The following is a 24261-nucleotide window of genomic DNA, read 5'->3' on the forward strand; positions in this document are numbered from 1 at the left end:
TGCGTCACGGCATTAATAGCCTACGAAGTAGTACGCCTGGCGCCCGACCATCATGGTCTTGAGGACTTTCAGCGGGGCGGCGGGTTCGCTGTCCCCTGACATCACTGCGATGTTAGAAGGCGAGGCGCTGAGGAAATCCTTCAATTGCGCATCGGTGTCCAGGCCCTTGAGGACGCTCTGGGTATAGAACACGCTGGCGCCGCCGACCCGTTCGTTGGCCTGGAACAGCGCGACCTGATGGCCGCTGGCTTGCAGCGACTGGATGTGTTCGGTCAGTGGCAGGAACGACAATTCTTTGTCTGCGTTTGGCAGGGCCCATTGCGCGGCGCCGAGATAGCTGGCGATCACCACGGTCAGTAAGCCGGCCGCTAACGCCTGACGATGACGGGCGATCCATCCGACAAACCCGCTGTTACGGTCCTTCAGCCTCTCGAACAGTACGGCTGCATATTCCGCCGCGATCACCGCCGCCGCTGGCGTCATCGACATCAGGTACACCGTGCGTTTACTCGACGCCAGGGTCAGCATGATGAACTGCGCAACGATCCACAGGCTGAAAAACAGCAGGTAACGATTGGCCTTCAATTGTTTACGGAAGTGCCACAGCCCCAGGTACACCAGAATGTTCCAGGGCAGGAACGCTTCGGGCAGTTTGGCGATGTAGTAGTAAAACGGCTCATAGTGCCCGGCTTCGACGAACGATCCGCTGAAACGCCCGAGACTGTTGGTCAGCAAGACTTCTCTGACTGCCTGGACGCCGCCATGCTGATAGAGCACCGCGAGCCAGATCAGCAGCGGAATCAGCCCGAGCGCTGTCAGCAAACCGGGACGCAACCACTCGGTCAGTTTGAAGCGCTTGTCCATCAGGTTGTCGGCCAGCAGATAAGCGAATATCACCACCCCCGGCATCGCCAGTCCGAGTACACCTTTACTCAACGTGGCGATGGCAATTCCGACGGCAAACAGCAGCGAATTGCCTATCGTCGATGCTCGTTGCGCCTGGAAGAACGCCAGCAGCGCCGTGGTTACGCCGAGTGCGAGCAACGCATCCTCGCCGACCCCGCGCACGTTGCTCCAGTAACTGGCCATGGTCGCCAGCAGAATGCCCGCTGTCCACGCGATCGCTTTCGGCCGTTCGAAGCGCCGCAACATGCCGTACAGGATCATCACGCTGAGCAGGCCGGCCACCGCCGATGCCAGTCGCACCGCCCACGGAGAAACACCGAACACGCGCATGGCGCCGGCGTCCAGCCACAGACTCAGCGGCGGTTTTTCCAGAAACGGTTCGCCGAACAGACGGGGCGTCACCCAGTCATCGTCCAGGTGCATCTCCATGGCGATGCCGGCGACGCGGGCCTCGGTGGAGCCTTGCAATTGATGGTTACCCAGCGCGAAGAAAAACAGCAGGGCGGCAAGCAGGAACAGTGAAGTGGCGGCACGCGACGACATAGGTTTCAGATAACCGGAAGGGGCGAGAGGCGTGAGCATACTTCGCCAATGCTTAACAAATTGTGAAACTCACGCAAGACGCCGCGACCAGCGCTGATCCGGTGCTTCGAATGCCGGATTGACCAGCGCCGTCAGCACATGATCCTGCCAGCGCCCGGCAATGTTCAGGTAAGCCTTGGCATAACCCTCGCGCTCGAAACCCAGCCGTTCCAGCAACCGTGCACTGCGTTCGTTGCCGGGAATGTAGTTGGCCATGATCCGGTGCAGGTTCTGGGCCTCGAACATGTAGGCGATGGCGGATTCCAGCGCTTCCTGCATCAGACCCTGGCCCTGATGGGCTGCATCGATGTGATAACCCAGATAACACGCCTGGAACGCACCACGAATGATCCCGCTGAAATTGCACGCGCCGATCATCTGCTGGCCATCCGGAGTCAGCAGCGCGAGGTGCACGGCCAGCCCGGCATCGAAAGCGCTGGCCTGCACTTCAAGGCGTCGGCGAATCTGTTCGGTGGAGAAATAATCGGTGGTACGAATCGGTGACCACGGGGCGAGATGGCGCAGGTTGCGTTGATAGAAATCGCTTTCCAGAGGCGCCTGATCCGGGTCGAGCACCGCGAGCTTCAGGCGTTGGCAGGGCAGGGTCAACAGCGGCATCGGACGCTCCGGGTCTCGGGATTGATCAACAGAATTGCCCGGCAGGCAGGAAAATACAAATCGCGGGTGGTTTGATTCGTTCTATAAATTTGCGCCGTTCGCCGCACAGTCAGGTATGGGCTTGTCTTGCGCGAAGGCGTTTTCAAGGAGGATGCGATGGAGTTTGCGTTAATGGCGGGGGGCGAGTCACTGCGTGTCAGATCCCCGGATCCGGCGTTGTACCTTGCGTTTCAGCGAGCGTTGAACGTCAGTTACCCGGAGCATTCAGAGTTTCTGTCCTGGGCCCGTGCGCACACGACCGAGGAACAGGCGCTGGAGTCGTTGCTCAAGGCCCGTGATGAGTTCGACAGCGAAACCGGCGAGCGCAGGTTATTCATCGTTGCTGCCGACGGGGCGGCGATCATCGGTTGTATTGGCTTGAAACCGCGGGGGCGTAATCGTTACGTTGTTGGTTATTGGGCCAACACTGAACATTCGGGTAAGGGTTATATGTCTGCCGCGCTGATTCAAGTGCTGGGTCGATTTCCCGATGCCACGTTTTACCTGACTACGTCTTCCGCCAACCTGCGCAGTCAGCATTTGGCCGCTGCTGCAGGGTTCTTGTTGATCAGGGTTCATCTTCAGGCCCGGCATTCGGAGCAACACGGTGTGCAAGACACGTATGTGTATCGCTTCGCCGCCAAATCCCGGACAAAAAAAAGCCCGCAGGAGAGCGGGCGAACCGTAGTTTCTTGAATGAGCGAGCGGACTTTACAGCTTTGGCGGTGAAGGGGCTGTGAAGAAAAATTCATCTCGTTGCACCTTCGCCCAAGACGCCAGGTCCCCTGATTTCAGCTCTTTCAAGAGGGTCAGTGGCAGAGAACCGGCTTTGACTCGGCCGCCTGCTGCAACGGATCAAGCTTGCTCAAGGCGCTGCTGACCAGCATCTCCGCCAACCCCGCCAACTGATGCATCGCGACGATCCGCGCACGTTGCACCTCATCCGGTCGGTGGACAAGATCATGCGCCATCATATTGAGCGCCGCGAGATTCTGGCTGGCGTGGGTTAACAGCGTGATCAGGTCGACGTCGGGACGCACGCTGAAGATCTGATCGACCGGAAGGAGCCGGGAATTGCGCCTGCGGGCAACGGTGATGGGGCGTTCGGAAGTCGAGATTGTCCTGGACTCGGTAGTCGGGGAATTTTCGGATGGATCGTGGGTGTCTTTTTTCATGACCGGACTCCATGTGAGGGGTGATCCTTGCGCTTCGGCGGGGTAGTGCCGTTCACCTGTTTGTTGCGAGGGGTGGAGGGTAACCGGGTGGGGGCGGGGGGACTAGTTCATGGAAGTCGACGCGGGTTGAGGGAAATTTCCTAGGACGCTGGCGTATCGAGCTAGCGGCACAGTCGGTCATCAGCCTGCGCTGCACTTGCCTGAGTTTTTTCACCACGATCAGATGCGCCTCGGGGGCTGCTCTCTAGGCTAAGTAGGTAAACGTGGAAAATCGCTTCGCTTCAGGATGCCGAAACTAGGGTTCAGCTTTACGACAGTTACGGCTCAGGCTAAGGTGATGTCATAAGGATATTATCCTCCAGCATTTGGCCACGGAAGGTTCTTGGTTGCACATAATGCGCCCGCTCACTCCGAGTTTGTGGCACCCCCGAAACGCACGCCTAGCAAGGTGCTGTCATTGATCCAACTGGATTGGTCATTGGCACATCACTGCTGGTAATGCGGCCTTGCTGAACATCAAAAATGCTTAATTGAAGGCGGAAGGTATGGATTTTTCGACGTTGTTGCACCTATGGGGTGCAGCAAGCTCTGAGCAGCTGATCGCACCCACAATGGTTGTTGGTCTCGTTTTCATTCTTTGCGCTTGGTATTTTGTTCGTTACTTCTGCAGGTCATTCAAGCTTAGTGCCCAGCTGAAACGTTTGACTGTTAGCTTGCGGAACGTGAAAACTCTCGCTCCACCTCTCCGGCGCGCTGAGCTGGAGCGTCTGCTCAGTGGCAGCAGACTGGATCATTCCTGGCGCGAGTATGCTGAAACGCTACACGATCAGTTCGAGCTCAAGGAGGGTGAACAGGTACTCGTCCGATCGCGAGCCACCGCCGGTGCTGCACACTTCTTCTCACCGCAAAGTGTGGTTGATACCCCGCTGGGGACCGAATTCTACAAACACCTGCCTGGTATCCTGACCGGTATCGGGATTGTCGGAACTTTCTTCGGCTTGATGCTAGGTCTTCAGCACTTTGACCCGAGCACGCCTGAGCAGGTTAACGCCAGCGTCGATAAGCTGTTGAAAGATGTGCTGTTCGCTTTCATCGGCTCTTTCATTTCAATCATGGCCTCTATCGCCGTCACGCTTACTGAAAAGTGGCGCTTGGGGCACTGCTACAAGCTGCTTGAGGCATTCAATGAAACAATCGACGGGCTTTTTGACAGTGGTGTCGGTGAGGAATACCTGGCCGAGCTGGTGCGATCAAGCGCTGAAAGCTCGGTACAAACCCGTCAGTTGAAGGACAGCCTGGTTACCGATCTGCGGGAAATGTTGCAGAACCTCGTTGATACTCAGGTCCGTGAAAGCCTCAAATTGGCAGATACCTTGTCGACGACGTACCGTGACTCTGGGCAGCTGTTGGCCGATCAGGTGAGCGGCGCAATCGAGAACAGCCTCAAGTCGCCGCTTGAAGCTATCGCGGGGGCGGTGCAAGCCGCCAGTGGCGATCAGTCCGGGCAGGTACAGAACCTGCTTCAGGATGTACTGGTTGCTTTCATGAACAAGCTTGAAGGTACGTTCGGCCAACAGTTCAATGGCCTGCACGAGTTGATGGGCCAGTCGGTTACTGCCATGCAATCGATGCAGCAAGGTTTCTCGACGCTGATTCAGGATATGCGGTCGGCTAGCGAATCATCGAATCAAAGCAGTGCGACCATGATTGCCCAGCTTCTGTCCGACATGCAGGCCGGACAAAACGCCATGCAAGCGGGAATGAACGAAATGCTCGCCAATCTTCAGGCCTCGGTTGCCCGTATCGGCAACGAAGGGGAAGGGGCTGGCGCTCGAATGGCTGATCAATTGGAGAAGCTGTTCGCTCAAAGCGAGGCTCGCCAACAGGCAATGACTGAGAATCTCCAGGCTTTTGTCGAGTCGATCAAACAGAGCATCGGCCAAGGCCAACAGGAAACCATGGCCAAGATTGCGGGCTCCGTTGAGGTGCTGGGTGAGCAGCTCTCGGCAGTCTTCAAGCAACTGGAGCATGGTCAGCAGCAGATGGATCAATCCACCCGTGCCGCACAGGCTGATCTGCACCAAGGTACCCGCGACCTGGTTGGTGGCCTCGATGAGCAGGTCAAGGCGTTGCTGCAAACAGTTTCCGAGCAACAGAAGTCGGCCCAGGACACCGTCAATGCGTTGAGTGCCCAGACTGAGCAGCATCTGCACAGTATGCAGCTGGGTGCGGACAAGATGCGGGCGGCGGCTGAGCGGTTTGAAACTGCTGGACAAAGCGTTGCACGAGCCAGTGAGTCGACTGCGGGACTGATGGGTACAGTTCAGGGCGCAGGGGCTGAACTTGCACAGGCATCGCGTGAGCTGAATACCGTTGTCGCGGACTACCGGAACAGTCGTGAAGCGTTAGCGAAAACGCTTGCGGTCATAGAAGGGGTGGTTGCCAGTGCCCAAGGGGAAGCCAGCGGTCGCAGCCAATATCTCCAGGACCTGAAGGTTCAGAGCGAGCGGATGCAGGCGCTTAACCGTGAAGTGTATGAATACCTCGAAAACATCAGTGGTGTGTTAGGTAACGGCTTCAAGGAATTTGGTGAAGGCATGGATCGGGCGTTGAGACAAACACTTGGTAGCCTCGACACCGAGCTCGATAAAGCAGTCAAGAGCCTCGCTGGCGGTGTGGAAGGGGTCAAGGAAAGTCTCGAAGACTTCGGCGACATCATGGAACGCATCAAGCGGTAATGGAGGCTAGTCGATGTTTGGTAAACAAATGCCTTCGGCTGCCCGTTCAAAGGACGAGGGAGAAAAGCCTTTCTGGATCTCTTTCGCTGATTTGATGACCGCAATGATGATTCTGTTTCTCGTGGTCATGGTGGCGGCGTTGAGTTCTGTGACACAGCGTATCAACCAGGCGGAACAGGGGGAGAAGCAGCGTAGCAAGGATATCAGTCAGATTTGCGAGCACCTTAGCCTCAAGGCGAAGACTGCCAGCAAGACCATCATCGTGGACTGCAAAGACAACCGGATCAGCTTCGGCGATGCTGGACGCTTTGGGCATAACCAGTATGCGCTGAGCAACGATGGACAATCGGCGCTTCAGGAGGTCGTGCCGATGATTCTGGACGCGGCTAACAGTGAAGAGGGGCGTAAGTGGTTCAAACAGGTTGTGATCGAGGGATCGACCGACACCGACGGTTCCTACCTTTACAACTTGCACCTTTCATTGCAGCGCTCGGAGTGGGTGATGTGCAGCCTTCTCGACAGTCGCAGCCCGCTCCAGGTCGGATTATCGCCGGAGCACCAGCAGCAAATCAGATCGATGTTTTTGGCGGGTGGAGTGTCCTTCAACAATGCAAAGGACACCAAGGAAGAAAGCCGGCGAGTGGAGTTGCGTATGCAGTTCTTTGGCTTAAAGGAGAAGGAAGGCAATCTCAAGCCAGATGTGCCGGTCTTCTCTAACACTGATCTGGAAAAATGTCAGTTGGCGATGAGTCGATGACCAGCTCAATCGCTAGGCTTTCCGCCGCAATTAGCCACAGTCTGTCAGCATATCGCACGGGGCAGGCCCCTGAACTGTTGGAGCGATTCCCCCGTCTGGTAGCTGCGGGAGTCGATCTTTACGAGCGATTCGAGCGCGCTGAAAAGGCTTTGCCGCCACCCGAAGAAAAGCGTCGTGCTGCGATACGCAAGTTTCGCGATGTACTGCCACTCAACGCCTCGGAATGGCGCTTGGTGTTCGCCGGCCTTTCAGACAAGAGTGAGCGAGTCGGGCCGATACTGGACGACGAGCAGCTCTACGCCCGGGTGCACGAAGAAGTCCATCAGCGTATTGAAAGGCGAAGGCTGAGCCGCCGGGATTGGCTGGCGCTGTGTTTCAGCTACTTTGGGTATGACGCCGCTACGCCTGCTCAGAACGCCAATTGGTGCCTGTTGCGCGAAGACGTTCAGCTCGGTTTCGAATGCGTCAGGGATCAGCAGAAGCGTGAGAAGGAGTGGGTGCAGATCGTTCAGCAACATCAGGAGCTTTTCTCCGAGCAGGCAGGTGCCAAGCTGGGTGACCAGATGTTCAAGGGCGAGATCAGCGACCTTTCGGCATTGCAGACGATTGCGCAGATCCCTGACAACAGTTGGCTATGGCGCAGGATCTTCAGCGTACTGATTTCTCGTATTTTCATGCTGGATGATGCCGAGTTTTCTGAGCGCTTGGCCGACCTGGTCGACATCGGCCGGCAGCACCCGCGGTACATGAACGACATTCTGAGTGCATGCCTGTCGCGTTACCACTTGGCAGCTTATCGGGAGAAACCATCGTCGCAGCTCAAGCAGCTCGCGCTCGACAATTGGGGCAGCCCACAGATCCGCTCGAGGCAAAACAGCTGGCTGCAGTATGTTGAAAAAGATGTCTGTGCGATGGTCGTGGCGTGGTTTGCGAAGGAGGACCTAGAGCACTTCTTCAATCTGCTTAAAGGCGAAGCAGAGGTCGATCAATCACGCCTGCATTATTGGCTACGTTTTGCGAATCAGATGAGTTACACCCGGATTGTCATGGGTTCGGATGCTTGGCATGACAGCGGGCGAGACTTCGTCCATTTCCGAGAGAAGAACAAAGGGCGCCTTAGCCGGCTGGTAGGCGGTCCCGGTCACAACAACGCCGTCATCATGCAGATCGGGAACTACTTTTTTGTGGAGTTCTCCGGCACGGGTAATGCCTGCTATGTGTATCAAGCAGACAAGTCGCCTTTCAATCCAGACAAGTTACAACTCGAATTGACGAGTGAGCTGAAGCAGCCTGACCGCGCACAGGATCGAATGCGGCATTCGCCTGCACCTAGCCGCCCGAATCGCATAGAGGGCTGGCTCAGCAAATTTGATTATGCCCTTGAGCAATTAGGTATCCGTGTGCAGAGCCAGACCGCAGCAGCAGGTTCAGCCAAACCATTGCTTTTAGAAGAACAAGTCCGTGAAGCCCTGAAGTCGGTCAAACACAAGGTCTATGATCAGCGCGAGCGCGGCGGTGCAATTCAGGTCCAGCTTGATGACCATGACTTGGCCGCCATAACTGCGCTGCAACGCCTGGGCTTCAGGCCCGTCAATAACCAGCCACTACGGTTCTGGAGGCAGTAATGCTCAAGCGTTTCCTCAAAGGCATTGGCCTGCAGCCGAATTCGGCAGTAGAAAATTTTGAGCCGGTTTTTTCTATTGAGGAGCAGGGCATCTGTTATCCCCTAAGCTTGGCGGAGAGCACGGAATCCTGGTCGTTGGCGAGTTATCTTGATCAGCTGGAAGAGGAGGAGTTCGTCTCCCAACTGAGTGATCGCTGGCTGTTGACATGGGATGAGCTCTACCGACTGCTGGATGAGCCAGAGCACGTAACAAGCCTGCCGCTGCTGGGATTGCCGCCACAGACAGCCCTCATCCCTCAATTGAGCAGTCAAGGCAGCCTTGCCTCCGGGGATTTCAGAGTCTCTATCAGTGGATGGCGTGATCCGCAGTCCAATGCCAATGTGCAGGTCCAGCGCACGGGAGCCATTGTTCAGTATCACGGAAACACCGAGATTCTGCCTGAGGCGTCCTGGAAGCTGACCGGTGCAGTACGGCAGCTTTACCTGGCTCAGCAAAATGAACCAGGTGAGGTAACCAACCAGATCGGCTGGGCCAGCATCAGGAAGCTGGCGCGCAAGGCTGGTGCTGGCATGGATGGCTTTCTGGACAAGACCGTCGTCATCAAACCGGAAAAGCTTCGACTTAACCCGCGAAAGTCTACCCTGGGCGACACACCGGTTATCGAGCTGCAACCAAGCTTCGAAGGCCAGCCGGACAACTGGCTTGAGAGTTTTGACGGTGCCAGGCAGGTTCAGGATCGATATCGGGTAACTGGTGATGATGGATCGCTGACCCACGTCCTGATTGAGCCTGAAGTCAAATCAGTATTGGATTACGTGCGCTCGTTGCCCGGACGTCGGGTCGCTGGCGACGATGCCCTTTCATTCGTCCGTAACCCCTACAGCACACTCGGCGAAAGTGCCGCGCACGTGCTGGACTCCGAGACATATGAAGACGAGCTCGCTGAAGCTGGTATTTTCTTTCACCGCTTTCATCTGGAGCCCAAGCTTGATGAAGCAGGGCAGCGCATCGAGCAGGTAACACTTACGCTCGAACCGATCTCGCCAACTCCGCAAGCCCCCATCGAGATTGAGTTCCAAGCGGCCCATGAACTCGCGCCGCTCGTTCATCAGTTGCAACTGAAGTTGGCCGCTGGCATGCCTGCTGGCTTCTGGCAGGGCTATGAGCTGGAGCTCAGCGATTTTGATTTGCGCCAGTTGGCAGGTATCAATGACCTGCTTAAACGTTGGCAAAACGAAGCAGCCGGTATCGAGTTTGACTCGGTCCTGGACCTGTCTCTCTACGGCGACCGTGTGACTGGCATTGGGGAAGCGGAAAGAATCACTTCGCCTTTCCTGGTAAAAGAGGCGACCGAGAACTGGTTGCCTAAGGATGTAGCGGCGCTTGGCATCGACGCAGAAATCCTTGGGCGTTGGGATCCTTCCGACCGCACTCAATTTGAAGCGTTTGAGCAGCGGCTGGACGAAGCCCGCGCGGCCGGTGATGAAACGGTCTTTTTGCCAGAGTTCGAGACGCCTCTCTCGATTGCCGCTGCCGAGCTACTGTTTGATGCTTGGTCGAAGAAGATCGCACCTGTCGAGACCGGCCAGGGCGCGCAACTGGAAAAAGTTGGGCGCGCCGTACTGCAAATCGGCCATAACATTGATGAGCCGACCTACGTTCAAGTGCGTCAAGCAGCGTTACGCGCCGCTTTGGATGCAACGCCAGAGTTGCCTGGCCTGCTTAAGCCAGAAGTCGTCCTGCGCGAGCATCAGCTTCAAGGTGTGGCGTGGTTGCAGCATTTGTTCCGCTTGTCCCCCTCGGACGTGTCGGGTTGCTTGCTCGCCGATGACATGGGGCTTGGGAAAACGATTCAACTTCTTACCTTTCTGGTCTGGTACCTGGAGCAGTACCCACAGGATCAGCCAACACTGATCGTCGCTCCGGTCTCATTGCTCGATAACTGGGAGCGAGAGCTTCACCGGTTCTTCTTTGCTGACGCGCTGCCTGTGTTGAAACTGTATGGCCCAGCCTTGAGTGCAGTGAAGTTCAAGAAAGAAGAAATCCCTGCGGACTTGAAAGCCAAAGGCATCAAGAACTTGCTGCGTCCAGGTTGGATGGGCGACGCCCGAATAGTCCTGACGACTTACGAAACACTGCGTGATCAGGAGTTCTCCCTGGCGCGCCAGCAATGGTCCATCGTCGTGTGTGACGAAGCGCAGAAGCTGAAGAACCCTGCTGCACTGGTGACTCAGGCGATAAAAGCCATTCCGGCACGGTTTCGAGTGGCGTGTACCGGTACACCTGTTGAGAACACCCTGATCGATCTCTGGTGTCTGTTTGACTTCATTCAGCCAGGATTCCTGGGCGGGTTGAACCAATTTGGTCGCGAATATCAGCGCCCAATCGAAGCTGCGTTGGAGCGTGACACTGTTGCCCTGGATCGCTTGCGTGGGCTTATCGATCCGCAGACTTTGCGCCGAACCAAGCAAGATATTGCCAAGGACCTGCCGGCCAAAATCGAAGACGCAGCATGTCGTTTACTTGGCATGCATGCTTTGCAGCGCAATCTGTACCTGTCCGAAATATCGGCATACAGCCAGAAGCAGCAGATCGAAGAACAGCTCGACCAAAAGACCTCCGGCATGCTTGGGTTGCTGCACAAGCTCAAGCTGATTTGTGCCCATCCTTACAGCGTTCAGCCAGACATTCGGTTGCGCGACAACTCGCCGAAGCTGCAATGGTTGATGCAGACGCTCGAGTCGATCAAAAGGGCCGGCAACGGCGACAAGGTCATCGTCTTTACCGAGCTGCGTGATATTCAGCGTGAACTGCAGCACGCGATTCAGCAGCATTTCGGCTTTCGGGCGACCGTGATCAATGGTGACACCAGTACCAGCAGTCAAAGCGCTAATAGCCGGCAGAGGCTGATCGACCAATTTCAGGAGCTGCCAGGTTTTGCTGTCATCATCCTGTCCACTATTGCTGTTGGATTCGGGGTGAACGTGCAGGCTGCCAACCACGTCATTCACTTCACGCGTTGCTGGAACCCGGCCAAGGAAGATCAAGCGACGGATCGGGCCTATCGGATTGGGCAGCAGAAGGATGTGTATGTTTACTATCCGACAGTTCGTGATGCGGCGATGCCGACGTTTGAGGCGACGCTGGATGAGTTGCTAAGTAAGCGACGGGCGTTGGCACGGGACATGTTGAGTGGGGCTTCGGAAATTCAGGCTGCGGATTTTGAGGCTGTGCTGAACGCACACTGAACCCGACTCGCTGGAAGCCAGTACACGCCGATATGTCAATAATGGGTGTAGGTAAGTTCATCCCCAGCATTGCAAATGATCAAAAAAAGCGAAGTGGCGCTTGCTTGGCGACATAGCGTCATCGGGATATGAGTGGAGTGCTTGCCTGTGCATATGTCCAGTATTCGCGTTGAACGCTCAGCGGCTTACCGTGCGCGGCATCCAGGTCTGTCGTCCACTTTCTGCGACTTTCCGTGTGATTGACTTGTGGTAGTGGATGAAGATCAGAAATAAGAGCGAAGTACTGGTCCGACGAAACCGAAGTAGATAAGGTTCACCGATTAACCGCAGGTAAAGCTCCGCTTCGATACAAATATCTGTCGACTCCTGTCTAACGTTGGCGCCATGGAAATTTTTCCGAGCGCGCAACAGGGAGCGCCTGCGCACTTACTCTTTACTCCTGTCAGGATTGCCAATGGCTATCAAGAAATCCGATCTTTACTCCTCCCTCTGGGCCTCGTGCGACGAGTTGCGCGGCGGGATGGATGCCAGCCAGTACAAGGACTACGTCCTTTTCATGCTGTTCATCAAGTACATCTCCGACAAGTACGGTAACTCGGATGATTTCGCGCCGCCGGTGACGATTCCGCCGGGAGCCAGTTTCAAGGACATGATTGCTCTCAAGGGCAAGGCCAATATCGGTGACAAGATCAACACACAGATCATCCAGCCGTTGATCGATGCCAACAGCCGGCTTGCGCGCAGTGACTTCCCCGACTTCAACGACCCAAACAAGCTGGGCGAAGGCGATGCGATGGTCCAGCGCCTGACCAATCTGGTGGCCATCTTTGAGAAACCCGAGCTGGATTTCTCAAAGAACCGCGCTGATAACGACGACATTCTTGGCGACGCCTACGAATATCTGATGCGTCACTTCGCCAGCGAAAGTGGCAAGAGCAAAGGGCAGTTCTATACCCCGTCCGAGGTCAGCCGCGTGATCGCTCAGGTCATCGGTATCAGCCCGGCCAATACGGTGGCCAAAACCAGTGTCTACGACCCGACTTGCGGCTCCGGCTCCCTGTTGCTGAAGGTGGCCGACCAGGCGGGTAAGCACATCACCCTGGAGGGGCAGGAGATGGACGTGACCACCGCCGGTCTTGCTCGCATGAACATGATCCTGCACGACTTCCCGACCGCCAACATTCTGCAGGGCAACACACTGTCCACGCCCAAGTTCAAGGATGGCGAGCAGCTGCGTACCTATGACTACGTTGTGGCCAACCCGCCGTTCTCGGTCAAGAGCTGGAGCGTCGGGCTGACGCCAACCAATGACCCCTACCAGCGCTTTGCCTGGGGGGAGCCACCAGCAAAACAGGGCGACTATGCCTTTTTGCTGCACATCATTCGTTCACTGAAAAGTACCGGCAAAGGCGCCTGTATTCTGCCTCACGGCGTGCTGTTTCGCGGCAATGCCGAAGCTGTGATCCGTGAGCAACTGGTGCGCTCTGGCTACCTCAAAGCCATTATCGGCCTGCCGGCCAACCTGTTTTTCGGCACAGGCATTCCGGCTTGCATCCTGGTACTGGACAAGGAAAACGCCAGTGCGCGCAAAGGCATTTTCATGATCGATGCCGCCAAGGGCTTCATCAAGGACGGCCCGAAGAATCGCCTGCGTGATCAGGATGTGCACAAGATCGTCGATACCTTTCTCCGGATGGATGAGAGCGACCCACGCTACGCGCGTATGGTGAGCTTCGATGAAATCAGCGACCCGAAGAACGACTTCAACCTCAACCTGCCGCGTTACATCGACAGTACCGAGCCTGAGGATATTCAAGATATCGACGGCCATTTGCGCGGTGGCATTCCCGAGCGTGATATCGACGCCTTTGACAGCTACTGGCAGGTGATGCCAGCGCTGCGTGCGGCGTTGTTCAAGCCGGCCAGCCATCCCGGTTACTTTGAGCTGGTTAGCCCTGAGGTGAAATCGGTTATTTTCGGTCATCCGCAATTCACGGCCTTCAAGGCCGATGTGGATAAGCTGTTCAATCACTGGCTGGGGGACAGCGTCCCTCAGTTGAAGAGCTTTGCGGTCAACAGCCACCCAAAGGAGCTGATTGCCACGCTGTCCGAAGACCTGCTCAGTGCATTCGCGAAAGCGCCTTTGCTCGACCATTACGACATCTATCAGCACCTGATGGACTACTGGGCCGAGACCATGCAGGACGACTGCTATCTGATCAGCGCCGATGGCTGGAAAGCGGCTGCTAAAGCGCGCGAAATCTTCAAGGTGAAGGATAAAAACAACAAACTGGGTTGGGCCGAGAAGCATGACTACTGCCAAGGCAAGCGCCGCTTCAAGTCAGATCTGATTCCGGTCGAGATTTTGATTGGCCGCTATTTCATGGCTGAGCGTAACGCTATTGAAGACCTTGAAGCCCAACTGGCCAGCGTTGAGCAGAGCATGAGTGAAATGCTCGAAGAGCATAGCGGTGAGGATGGCTCGCTTAGCGAGGTGGTTGAAGGCGAGGGTGATAAGCAGAAGGTCACCGCCAAAGCGATCAAGGCACGTCAACGCGAGATTGGTTTGGATCCGGATTATGAGGATGAATTCAAGGTATTGGCCGAATACGATGCCTTGATCGATCAGCAAGGCAGCCTTAAGGCCGAGCTCAAAAGGGCTGAGGAAGACCTGGAGAACAAGATCCACGCGAAATACCCATTGCTTGGCGAGGACGAGATCAAAAGCCTAGTGGTGGATGATAAATGGTTGGCTACCTTGGCCGCTGCTGTGCAGGGCGAACTCGACCGAGTCTCTCAGACTCTGACCGGACGCATCCGCGAGCTGAGTGAGCGCTACGCCACACCGCTGCCACAGCTCACCGATGAAGTGGCCATGCTTGCCAGTCGTGTGGAAGAACATCTGAAAAAGATGGGGGCGGTATGGCAGTGAAGCTGGGATATAAGCAAACAGAGATGGGCGTCATCCCCGAGGAGTGGGAAGTGAGGGCACTAGGTGAAATCGCTACTATCACTTCAGGTGGAACACCTAGTCGGACGAATAGCCAATATTGGGGCGGTGATATTCCTTGGGTTACCACGTCAGAGGTTGATGCCTGCACGATCACTCATGCTGAGCAGTTCATTACTAAGGAAGGACTCAACAATTCTCCAGCAAAAATAATGCCACGTGGAACGCTTCTTATGGCGCTGTACGGCCAAGGCAAGACACGAGGAAAGGTCGGTATTCTTGGCATCGAAGCCGCCACAAACCAAGCGTGTGCAGCTATTTCACTGCATTACGGAGTTTCTCGTGAGTTCATCTTCTACCTTCTCGCGAGCCAATACGACACCATAAGGAATCTCAGTAATACAGGGAATCAAGAGAATCTCAACGGATCGCTTGTCCGTTCTATTTCTATCCTTTTGCCGCCTGAGGCCGAACAGCGCGCAGTAGCGACGGCGTTGAATGATGTGGATGCACTGTTGAGAGCTCTGGAGCGGCTTATCTCCAAGAAGCGCAATCTCAAACAGGCCACAATGCAACAACTCCTAACCGGAAAAGTCAGGCTGCCTGGCTTTCACGGTAAGTGGGAGTTTAAGGCTCTTGGTGAGCTTGGCTTCATATTCGGGGGGTTGACGGGCAAGTCCAAGGCGGACTTCGGTGAAGGTTCAGGTCAGTACATCACCTTTATGAATGTGATGAGCAATGTGGTTATTAAGTGTGATGCATTCGAGCGTGTGAAAGTCTCGCCAACTGAATCGCAAAACCGCGTTATGAAAGGTGATTTGCTTTTCAACGGTTCATCAGAGACGCCAGAAGAGGTCGCCTTGTGTTCCATATTAGCCGAGGACGTTTCCAACCTTTTCTTGAACAGTTTTTGTTTTGGCTTCCGTTTTCGCGAAGCGGTGGAAACGGATGGTTTGTACTTAGCCTATTACTTCAGAAGTAAATCGGGCCGCGAAATGATGAAGTCACTGGCTCAAGGCTCGACTCGCTACAACCTGTCAAAGGTGGCGATGCTAAAGTCACTGCTTCTTTTGCCCCGCATGCCTGAACAGAAGGCTATCGTCGCCGTGTTGGCCGACATGGACGCCGAGCTGGCTGCGCTGGAACAACGCCTAGCCAAAACCCGCTCCCTTAAGCAAGGCATGATGCAAGAGCTGCTAACCGGAAGAATCCGACTGCTATGACCAACCTGAGCATGGACGCGACTCAAGCGATACCGGCTACTGAGCTATCCAGCAAGATCATCAGCGTTTACGAACTGCTCATGGATTCTGCGCTGGATATCCCCCAGTACCAGCGCCCCTACAAGTGGAACGCCAAGAACATCAATCAACTGTTCTCCGATATCGCCATCCATAAGGACAAGTCGGCTTACCGTTTGGGCACCATCGTTTTTCACCAGAATGGTGAGACAAAGAACATCGTCGACGGCCAGCAGCGCACTATCAGCCTGCTGCTGGCGGCCCGTGCGCTGATCCGGCGGAACAAAGCAAAGAAGCTCGAACGCAAAGACTTGCGTGAACGTCTGATGGAGCTTGAGCAAGAGATGGTGAACCCCGGATTTACCAGCGAGATCTCGCAGAAGAATATCCACAGTAATTACCTTGAGGTGGCCCGCATCGTTTCTCGTGCGGACTTCACTGAGGCGCATATCGACTTCTTTCTGAACAAATGCCAAGTCGTCGCCGTGACGCTTAACGATGTATCGGAAGCCTTCCAGTTTTTCGACTCGCAAAATGCGCGGGGCCGGGATCTGGAGCCTCATGACTTGCTCAAGGCTTACCATCTGCGTGAGTTCAGCCCGGGTGACGAGCAGTTGAAGGCAGCCACAGTGGCGCATTGGGAAAACACTGATACCGATGAGTTGGCCACGCTGTTTTCGCAATACCTGTACCGGATCCGTAATTGGTCGAAAGGGGTTTCAGCGCGTTACTTCAGCAAGGATGACAGCGACTTATTCAAGGGCGTGAATATCGACACAGTGTCCAGCTACCCCTATGTAGAGCAGTTACGTATCGCCCACCATTTTGTCGATAACTACAACGGACAGTACGAGCGCAAGATCGACTCGCGCGAGCTTGGTTTTCCCTTCCACTTGGATCAGATCATCATCAATGGCCGACGCTTCTTTGAGCTGATCAGCCACTATCAGGGCAAAGTGGCGCAGATCAGCACCGAGTCCTGGAACGGGCATGAACTGGTGGGTGCTGAAGGGCTTGATGGCTATGCGAAAACCATCATGGATACCCTCAATAGCTATCCGGCAAGAACCCGCACCGGCGATTGTTACGTACGGGCGATGTTCGATTGCCTGTTGATTTACTACATCGACAAGTTCGGTCAGGCAGAAATCTCCCGTGCCATCGAGAAGATTTTCATCTGGGCCTACAGCCTGCGCTTGAAGATGCAGGTCGTGCAGCTAGCCAGCATGGATAACCACGTGTTGGAGAACAATCTATTCCGGTTGATCAAGGACGCCACACGTCCTGCGGACTTTATTAACTGCAGCCTGCCGGTATTGAGCGGCCAGAAGTCAACCAGAACCGGCGAGATCGAAGCTCTGTTCAAGGCGATGAAATATTATGAGTAGCGAAATCAGTCAGCTCTCCATCAAGGCGCTGCTCAGCGGTCGGGATGAGTACGTCATCCCGATGTATCAACGTAATTACGCCTGGGAGGAGGGCGAAATCACTCAGCTGATTCAGGACGTGATCGATTACCTGCCGAAGAAGGACGATAACGCGCGCAATTATTACATTGGCACCTTAGTGGTGTATGAGCGCCCGGATAGTAAAACACCGGTGTTTGAAACCATTGACGGCCAACAGCGCCTGACGACCCTGTCGTTGCTGACGTCATTTCTGAAGAACACCAAGGCTGTCGATCTTGCCTGGTATTCAAGCCTGAGTATCCACTTCGATAGCCGCGAGCATTCGCGTGCAACCTTTGCGGCCATCTTCGAGAAGAAATTCAACGACGACCCTGCAGGCGTTTTGACTAAGAAGCAGATCAATATCGGCATCCTCAATGGCTACCGCCTTATCCAGAAAGTCTTGCCCCTGAAGCTGAAAGAGAACGACGTTTCACCTCAGCAGTTTGCCGACTATCTGTTCCGCTACGTGCAAATCATGCGGGTGAAGGTCCCGGCGGATACCGACCTGAACCATTACTTCGAGATCATGAATAACCGCGGTGAGCAGCTGGAAAAACATGAGGTGCTCAAGGCGCGGATGATGAAGGAGTTGCAGGGCTGCGAGCAGAGCCAGAACTGCCTGCATGCCGTTTGGGAAGCCTGCGCGAACATGGAGCGCTATGTGCAAATGGGCTTCACGCCTGGCCAACGTGGCAGCATTTTTGGCGACAAGGACTGGGGACGGTTTGAGCTTGCTGACTTTGATGCGCTGCGGGCTGCGCTGCACAGTTCGCAAGAGGTAGCGGCCAAGCAGGAAACCCGCTTAACGCTTGATCAGATCATTGCTAAGACGCCGGTTGCAGTGAAGCAGGATGAGTCAAGTGAGGACGCGCCAGAGCGTTTCAGCACGGTTATCAACTTCCCGAACTTCCTGTTGCATGTACTGCGTGTCGATACGAAAGCCGACATCCCATTGGATGACAAACGTCTGCTCGATACCTTTGAAACTTATGTACTCAAGCAGCCAGATCCTGTAGCCGCAGTGAGGCGTTTTACCTTTAGCCTGCTGCGCTGCAAGTATCTGTTTGACCAGTATGTAATCAAGCGTGAGTTCATCAAGGGCGCTGATGGCTGGAGCCTTAAACGCTTCAAATGGAGTGACGGCGGAGAACGTAGCCGGGCGGGGCGTGGGAGTTATGTGAATACCTTCGGTGAGGAGGATGGCAGCGAAGACATCAACCGTCGCATCCTGATGCTGCTGTCAGCGTTTCATGTTTCTACGCCAACGCTGGTTTACAAGCACTGGCTGAATGCGGCGCTGTTTCACCTGTTTTATGTTGAACAGATTGAGGCTCAGGTTTATCTGCAGCACATGGAGTCGGTCGCCAAGGCGTTTGTCTTTGATCGCTTTCTGGCCCCAGATGTAGGCCAGGACTACTTTGCGATGATTTATACCAACCGGGGCGTCTGTCAGACACGTCGTGAGAGTATTGCGGCAGAGACGATTGAGTCTCGGCTGACGTTCGGCAACATCGAAAACAACCTGGTGTTCAACTTTCTTGATTACTTGCTTTGGCTTGAACACAGGGCAAGGGAGTCGGTTAAATCTTACGAATTCACCTTCCGTAGTTCGGTTGAGCATTACTACCCGCAGCGTCCGCTAGATGGACAAATTCAGCTGGATGCTGACACGCTTAACTCGTTCGGTAATCTGTGCCTGATCAGCCACAGTAAGAACTCTCGCTTGAGCAATTTCATGCCTTCGGCCAAGAAAGAGTTTTATAAAAACAACACCATCGATAGCGTCAAACAGTATCTGATGATGGAAACAGAATCCTGGGATGCCGACGCCATACGCGCCCATTCCGAACAAATGAACAACGTGTTGCTCAACAGTCTCGTCAACAAACATGAATCCGAGTAAACCCTGCAGGATGCACCTGATGATTCAACAACCTCGCTCCGAACGTCGCACCCAGAATCGTATTGTGGCCTTGTTTACGGACACCTCGCGGCCTGATTGTCTTGGCTACAACTACCTGGGCGAGTGGAGCAAGCGTGGGCAAAATCGCAACATTGAAGTCGAGCTGCTGCAGGCAAACCTGAAGCAGCGGGGTTACTCCGATGCGCAAATATCAGCTGCGTTGCACAAGCTGATGAGTGCTGCTGATTCCACGGGCATCACGCTGTATCAGGCTAATTTGCGTACCTACCAGCTGCTGCGTTATGGCGTGCCGGTACAGGTAGCTGTGGGGCAGGCGCACGAAACGGTGCATCTGGTTGATTGGGAGCACCCTGAATGCAATGACTTCGCCATTGCCGAGGAAGTGACCTTGCGCGGAGGCTATGAGCGCCGTCCTGATCTGGTGATTTATCTGAACGGTATCGCCATCGGCGTGATTGAGCTCAAGCGCAGTTCGGTTGAGGTGGCCGATGGTATTAACCAGTTGATCACCAACCAGGAGGAAATCTTCAATAAAGGCTTCTTCAGTACAGTGCAATTGGTCTTCGCTGGCAGTGACTCTCAGGGTTTGCGCTATGGCACCGCGACTACCCGTGCCGAGTTTTTTGTTGAGTGGAAGACGACTTCACTCAGCGCCGAGTTTGAAGAGCTCAATACCTTGCAGGAGATGCCTGCTCGCTACCAAGTGCTACCGGGTGCAGAAATGCCGCTGTCTGGTTACTTGCTGGATGTCCCACTGGCGCAGATGTGCGAGAAGTCTCGTTTACTCGATCTGATTCGCAACTTCAGCATCTTCGATGCAGGCATCAAGAAGGTTCCGCGCCCTCATCAATACGCCGCAGTGAAGGCCGCGCAAGAGCGAGTTCGTCGTAAAGAGGGTGGGGTTATCTGGCATACCCAGGGCAGCGGCAAGAGCATTCTGATGGTGCTGATCGCCAAGTGGTTGCTGGAGCATGATCCTGAGGCGCGCATTCTGGTCATCACCGATCGCGATGAGCTGGACAAGCAAATATCCGGGGTGATGCGAAATGCCGGGGTAATTGGCAATGACTCGCCCTCGCCACGTATTACCTCCCGTGCCGATTTTGTGCAAAAGCTTTCCGCTCCCTCGCCGCGCCTGCTCTGTGCACTGTTGCACAAGTTTGAACCGGATCTCAGCGTACCGCCGCCGCCCATGTATGGGCGCTTCTATGTATTCGTGGATGAATGTCACCGCACCCAGGGCGGTGACATGAACAAGCAAATGAAGCAGTGGCTGGCCAATGCCCTGTTTATCGGCTTTTCCGGTACACCGTTGCTGCGCAAGGACAAACAGACTACGCGCGATGTATTCGGTACATACATCCACACCTACAAGTTCCACGAAGCCGTGGCGGACAAAGTGGTGCTGGACCTTAAGTACGAAGCGCGCGATGTACCGCAACGTTTGACCTCGCAAAAGGCTATCGATGCCTGGTTCGAACAGAAAACCAAAGCATTGAATAACTACCAGAAGTCGATCCTGCGCAAGCGCTGGGCGACCATGGAAGCGTTAATGAGCGCCGGTGAACGCAAGCAGCGCATCATTGCCAGCATCATTGAGGACTTCAGTCTGAAGCCGCGGCTGAACAACAATCGGGGTACCGCCATTCTGGTGGCAGCCAGCATCTACGATGCCTGTCATTACTTCCGTTTGTTTGAGACCACCTCGTTTGGCCCTTACTGCGGCATCATCACGTCCTATGAGCCGAACCACAACGTAATCTCCCGCGAGCCGGCACAAAGCGATGAGCGTTACAAGTTCGATACTTACATGCAGTACGTGCTGAAGCCGGGCCAGACCACCACCGCTTATGAAGAAGAGACCAAGCGTCGCTTCATTGAGGAACCTGCCAACCTGAAGCTACTCATCGTGGTCAGTAAGCTGCTGACTGGTTTCGATGCGCCTAGTTGCTCCTATATCTATCTGGATAACGAGCTGCGGGACCATAACCTGTTCCAAGCCATTTGCCGCACCAACCGACTCGACGGCGATGACAAGGACTTTGGCTATATCGTCGACTTCAAAGAGCTGTTCGGCGATGTGCAAGACGCCATTTCGGTGTACACCTCTGACGAGTTGGATGTCGACGTAGGCAGCGGGGGCAATAACAACGTTGAGCTGAAGAACTGGCTGGTCGAAGGGAAGAAGCAACTGGATGCTGCCCGTGAGGCATTGAGTTACTTGTGCGCCCCCGTGGCACCTCCGCGCGAGATTGAGCAGTTTATCCATTACTTCTGTGGTGCTGCCGCTAACGCCAATGGTCTGAATGAGACTGAAGTACTGCGGGTGTCCTTCTATAAGGCGGTGGCTTCATTTGTGCGGGCGTTTGCCGACTTGGCGCAGAACCTCACCGAAGCAGGTTACTCGACTGCTGAAGCGGGGAGGCTGCAGACTGAGGTGCAGTTCTATGCAGACGTGCGTGAGGCGATCAAGAAACATTCCGGTGAGGAGTTGGATATCAAGCCATTCGAAGCGGACATGCGGCATTTACTCAATACTTATATTCAGGCAGACCACGCCGACTCGATGAGCACGGTCGATAATTTCTCACTGGTTGAATTGATCGTTCAGACTGGCGTTCACGATGCCATTGCCAAAAAGCTCAACGCCAAAGGCAACCTCTCCAAGGGTGCGATTGCTGAGGGCATTATCAACAACGTACGTAAAACCATCATTCGAGAGCAACTGACAGACCCGAAGTTCTACGAGGGTATGTCGAGGCTGCTCGAGGATCTGATTAAGCAGAGCCGTGAAGATGCAGCCGCTTACGAGGCGTTCCTGCGCAAGGCAGAGGCGCTGGTCAAACAGCTGGCGCAGAAGGGTCGAGGAAACTCTCCAACTGCACTGAGCGGGCGTCGGGAAGCCATCGTGTTGTTCAACAATCTGGACAGCATTGAAACGACAACCTTCCAGTGTCCGATAGATGACGAGGCAAAGGTGAAACTGGCTTTGGATATTGATCTGGCGATGCGCGGATCGGCTCCTTCATCCTGGCGAGGAGACTCTGCGCGGGAAGCGCAGGTTCTTAACGCGCTGTTCCCTCTGATGGGGCGTGACCGTGTAGCGACTTCTGCGATATTCGAGATCATCAAGAACCAACTGGGTTATTGATGAACGAGATTATTGAGCTGGGCGATATTTCAATTTCGGTGACCAGGAAGGACATCAAGAACGTGCACCTGAGCGTGCACCCACCCGAGGGGCGGGTAACGTTAGTCGCCCCAACAAATACTCGGATTGAAGTCGCTCGGGCTTATGCTATTTCCCGGCTGGGCTGGATTCGCGAGCAGCAGAGCAAACTGGAAGCGCAGGCGCGTGAGGCGCCGCGTGAGTTTGTGGGAAGAGAAAGCCACTATATCTGGGGGCGACGCTACCTGATGGTGGTTAACCATCAAGATGCGAAGCCATCGGTGGCGCTCGACCACAAGCGCATTACCTTGAATGTCCGCCCAGGCAGCGATGCACAAAAACGCGCAGAAGTGATGCACGAATGGCAGAAGCTGCAACTGCACGCCGTTGTGCCTGTATTGATCAGGAAGTGGGAGTGCAAGCTGAAGGTAAAGGTGGCTGGTTATTACCTGCAGCGGATGAAAACCAAATGGGGCAGCTGCAACCATCAAGCAGGGAACATTCGACTGAACACCGAGCTGGTGAAGAAACCGAAAGACCTGCTTGAGTACGTGATCGTTCACGAGATGGTTCACTTACTCGAACCCACCCACAATGAGCGCTTTATCTCCATCCTTGGGGAGCATTTTCCAACGTGGCGTGAGGCCCGTGCCGAGTTGAATGAGTTGCCGTTGGCTGCCGAGGTTTGGAGCGAGTAACGCTGCTCAAGCCACCACAAAACTATTTACCTGCTGACGTCAATTACAGAGACCATTGTCGATAATGTCAGTAGTAATAGCGTTCAATGCAAAAAGTGGCTGGCATGGAATGACTTCCCTGCCAATAGCCTAAGACGGTTTTGTAGTGGTCAAAATCCGGCTGCTGATCCAGAAACCAAGCGATTGGTGCCGTTGAGCTATTTTTATATGCCTGCGTAAAAAGACTCGTTGGCCGAAAAAGCAGGTGCTGATTTGAATTCCCTAAATCAGCACCGAATCGCAGGCACAAAAAAAGACGTCCGAGGACGTCTTTTTTGTAGAGTTGGTGGAGCCGGGGGGATTTGAACCCCCGTCCGCCAGTACTCCGCTGTCGGTACTACATGCGTAGCCGTGTCTATTAAGTTAACCCTCAGCGACCCGACGGGCAGGGTGCTTTGGGCGAGTTGTGTAAGTTTTAGCCGCTTCGTCCACAACGTACTGCACGGCGATTCTGTTCTATATGACAATCATTTTGGGTTTACAGACATCCCCTGATGATTGCTGGACCCGAAGGTACCAGGAGTGCATGTCAGCTGCAATTAAGCAGCGAGAGCAGCACCGTATTGGTCGTCATTGGCAACTATAAGTAGTTGCAACAGTGGATTTACGACTTCTGTTACCAAGTCGGCATGCACCTAAAGTTTCGCAACCGGCGTCGAATCCTAAACGGCCCCGAGCCTGGTACTCTGTACATCTCGAAGAGCAGCAAGCCTGTGCAGTGTACGCCAATCGACCGTCAAGGCCAACCCGAAGGTTGGCCGCGACTTCGATCAATTGTTGGTGCCACTGGATTTTCGGATTTCCAGAATGGTTTGCTGGGTTTCCGCAACGCAGTCGTCAATCTTGCCCTGGGCTTTGAGCGCCTGTGCCTTCTGCACACTGGCCTCGGCACGCTGACTCAATTCGGGCGACGATGACAGCTGCCCCTTGGCATTGTTGATGGTCTGGATATTGGTATCGCAAAGGCTGGCAGGCTTGTCAGCGGCAAACGAAGCAGACGCCATCATCGAGGCAGTAACGAACAGACCTAACAGTACAGAACGTTTCATATGAATCTCCTTGAACTGAGGATCCAGACTTCGCTGGCCGTCAGGACGGGCA

At 54.8% G+C, this 24261-nt stretch carries 15 protein-coding genes and 1 other RNA gene; 11 read left to right on the plus strand and 5 right to left on the minus strand.

Annotated elements, in window-relative coordinates:
* Nucleotides 1–12: 12 nt before the first annotated feature.
* Both AC1RR7_RS18820 and rimJ read right to left on the minus strand, forming a co-directional pair.
* Entirely contained in the window at nucleotides 13–1488 is a 1476-nt protein-coding gene (locus tag AC1RR7_RS18820) for an ArnT family glycosyltransferase (protein WP_493158152.1), read from the minus strand.
* Between the two features lie 30 nt (nucleotides 1489–1518).
* Entirely contained in the window at nucleotides 1519–2106 is a 588-nt protein-coding gene (gene rimJ / locus AC1RR7_RS18825; protein WP_493158153.1) for a ribosomal protein S5-alanine N-acetyltransferase, read from the minus strand.
* A 156-nt stretch (nucleotides 2107–2262) separates the two neighbouring features.
* On the opposite strand from rimJ, the gene AC1RR7_RS18830 reads away from it, so the two are divergent.
* A complete protein-coding gene (locus tag AC1RR7_RS18830) occupies nucleotides 2263–2841 on the plus strand; it encodes a GNAT family N-acetyltransferase (protein WP_493158270.1) in 579 nt (192 codons plus the stop codon).
* Nucleotides 2842–2954: 113 nt separating this feature from the next.
* On the opposite strand, the gene AC1RR7_RS18835 is transcribed toward AC1RR7_RS18830, so the two are convergent.
* Entirely contained in the window at nucleotides 2955–3320 is a 366-nt protein-coding gene (locus AC1RR7_RS18835; protein WP_493158154.1) for a DUF6124 family protein, read from the minus strand.
* Between the two features lie 545 nt (nucleotides 3321–3865).
* Between AC1RR7_RS18835 and zorA1 the strand changes: the two genes are divergently transcribed.
* The 10 genes from zorA1 to AC1RR7_RS18885 all read left to right on the plus strand — a co-directional run bounded on the left by zorA1 (nucleotide 3866) and on the right by AC1RR7_RS18885 (nucleotide 23121).
* Nucleotides 3866–6058, plus strand: coding sequence for a type I Zorya anti-phage system protein ZorA1 (gene zorA1 / locus AC1RR7_RS18840; RefSeq protein WP_493158155.1), 2193 nt, complete (start codon nucleotides 3866–3868; stop codon nucleotides 6056–6058).
* 13 nt (nucleotides 6059–6071) lie between these two features.
* Nucleotides 6072–6815 carry a type I Zorya anti-phage system protein ZorB1 gene (gene zorB1 / locus AC1RR7_RS18845; RefSeq protein ID WP_493158156.1) on the plus strand — a complete coding sequence of 248 codons (744 nt, stop codon included), beginning with the start codon at nucleotides 6072–6074 and terminating at the stop codon, nucleotides 6813–6815.
* Entirely contained in the window at nucleotides 6812–8440 is a 1629-nt protein-coding gene (gene zorC, locus AC1RR7_RS18850; RefSeq protein ID WP_493158157.1) for a type I Zorya anti-phage system protein ZorC, read from the plus strand. The genes zorB1 and zorC overlap by 4 nt, the downstream gene beginning before the upstream one ends.
* Complete coding sequence (zorD, locus tag AC1RR7_RS18855) at nucleotides 8440–11688, plus strand: type I Zorya anti-phage system protein ZorD (RefSeq protein ID WP_493158158.1); 3249 nt, start codon at nucleotides 8440–8442, stop codon at nucleotides 11686–11688. Before zorC ends, zorD begins: the two co-directional genes overlap by 1 nt.
* Before the next feature lie 454 nt (nucleotides 11689–12142).
* A complete protein-coding gene (locus tag AC1RR7_RS18860) occupies nucleotides 12143–14620 on the plus strand; it encodes a type I restriction-modification system subunit M (protein WP_493158159.1) in 2478 nt (825 codons plus the stop codon).
* Entirely contained in the window at nucleotides 14611–15861 is a 1251-nt protein-coding gene (locus tag AC1RR7_RS18865; protein WP_493158160.1) for a restriction endonuclease subunit S, read from the plus strand. Before AC1RR7_RS18860 ends, AC1RR7_RS18865 begins: the two co-directional genes overlap by 10 nt.
* The gene (locus AC1RR7_RS18870; protein WP_493158161.1) at nucleotides 15858–17267 is read left to right on the plus strand and encodes a DUF262 domain-containing protein; all 1410 of its coding nucleotides are present in this window, start codon (nucleotides 15858–15860) and stop codon (nucleotides 17265–17267) included. The genes AC1RR7_RS18865 and AC1RR7_RS18870 overlap by 4 nt, the downstream gene beginning before the upstream one ends.
* Nucleotides 17260–19233, plus strand: a complete 1974-nt coding sequence (locus AC1RR7_RS18875; protein ID WP_493158162.1) for a DUF262 domain-containing protein — start codon at nucleotides 17260–17262, stop codon at nucleotides 19231–19233. The genes AC1RR7_RS18870 and AC1RR7_RS18875 overlap by 8 nt, the downstream gene beginning before the upstream one ends.
* Before the next feature lie 19 nt (nucleotides 19234–19252).
* A complete protein-coding gene (locus tag AC1RR7_RS18880; RefSeq protein ID WP_493158163.1) occupies nucleotides 19253–22405 on the plus strand; it encodes a type I restriction endonuclease subunit R in 3153 nt (1050 codons plus the stop codon).
* Nucleotides 22405–23121: a M48 family metallopeptidase gene (locus AC1RR7_RS18885; protein ID WP_493158164.1), complete on the plus strand. Its 717-nt coding sequence runs from the start codon at nucleotides 22405–22407 to the stop codon at nucleotides 23119–23121. Before AC1RR7_RS18880 ends, AC1RR7_RS18885 begins: the two co-directional genes overlap by 1 nt.
* 323 nt (nucleotides 23122–23444) lie before the next feature.
* Here the strand turns inward: AC1RR7_RS18885 and ssrA are convergent.
* Nucleotides 23445–23834, minus strand: a transfer-messenger RNA (tmRNA) gene (ssrA, locus tag AC1RR7_RS18890).
* 96 nt (nucleotides 23835–23930) lie between these two features.
* A complete protein-coding gene (locus AC1RR7_RS18895) occupies nucleotides 23931–24209 on the minus strand; it encodes a PA2433 domain-containing protein (protein ID WP_096818788.1) in 279 nt (92 codons plus the stop codon).
* Nucleotides 24210–24261: the final 52 nt, after the last annotated feature.

The sequence above is a fragment of the Pseudomonas sp. GW821-FHT11G12 genome, assembly GCF_058808055.1.